The sequence below is a fragment of the Vibrio sp. 10N.222.46.A1 genome (assembly GCF_041473595.1).
Classification (GTDB): Bacteria; Pseudomonadota; Gammaproteobacteria; order Enterobacterales; family Vibrionaceae; genus Vibrio; species Vibrio tasmaniensis_A.
In genome coordinates, this window is sequence record NZ_JBFRSN010001085.1 from 1 (window position 1) to 1,027 (window position 1,027).

Annotated in this window: 1 protein-coding gene; it reads left to right on the top strand. The window is 37.7% G+C overall.

What is annotated here, in order from left to right; genetic code table 11:
- Positions 1-69: 69 nt before the first annotated feature.
- The gene (locus AB4496_RS24010) at positions 70-669 is read left to right on the top strand and encodes a porin family protein (protein WP_102257886.1); all 600 of its coding nucleotides are present in this window, start codon (positions 70-72) and stop codon (positions 667-669) included.
- The last annotated feature ends 358 nt before the right edge of the window (positions 670-1,027 follow it).

Below are 1,027 nucleotides of genomic sequence, written 5' to 3' on the forward strand. Positions count from 1 at the left end.
TTAGTTTAAAAGCTCTACATTTGGTAAGGTATTCAAGGAATCAATAACTTATTATATAAAAGGCTTAATATGAAAATCGGTATGGTTGCCCTATCACTATTCACCGCTTTTGGCATGAGTTCATACGCGCTTGCTAATGAAAATGACACAGCAGCTAAAGAGCTTGGTCATTTTTATGCAGGTGTAGATGTCGGATTTTATAATGAAACCGAATTAGAATACCGCGGTAGCAAAATTGAAGATTCTTCTGATCTAGCTGACTTGAGTTATAACTTAGTTGGCGGTTATGAGTTCAATACACACGATGTAGTAAAGCTGGGATTAGAAGCGGAGTACCGAAAAATTGGCAAAGTTAACTTTGCTCAAATGATGGATATTGAAGGCCAAGCCTTCTTCGTGAATGTTAAACCCAAATTCATCGTTAAAGGCGACGTCTTGGATTTGTATGTCTCCCTGTTAGCAGGCGTTGGATCTATTGATACGGAAATCAAAGCCTTTGGGCTCTCAGCTTCTGAATCTGAGGCCGCTTACCAAATCGGTGGAGAATTTGGCGCAATAATTACCGATAACATCGACGTTCATATCGGTTACCGCTCTGCACATATTGAAATAGAATCCATCGATGTTTCATCCAAAACAGCATACATTGGTGCAAGATACCATTTCTAAAGTTCCTTCAATGACTAGACCAATTTATAGCGGTCAACTAGCCTAGCATTGCAAATAGTCCGATCTCTTTGAGGTCGGATTTATCATTATTGGTTCACTTAACTTCCTTTACATTGCCTCCAAATATAGGCCTATTCCTCCACCAATATAAAGTTACGTTGCAACTTATTAGAAAAACCAACGCTATTGCAAGATAAATCACTCAAACAGGCTGCTATTTCGTGTTTAAATTTTGATCTATCAATCAGTTATATGATTAAACTTGGTGACTAAGCAAGCAAACACTATGCATTCACGCTTACATTATGAATTATAGTGTTAACATCAGACAATGTTGTAAACCAGGTGTTTGATATGT

Excerpts from the sequence above, each read along its gene's own strand:
- AB4496_RS24010 (WP_102257886.1), top strand. The coding sequence starts at position 70 with ATGAAAATCGGTATGGTTGCCCTATCACTATTCACCGCTTTTGGCATG.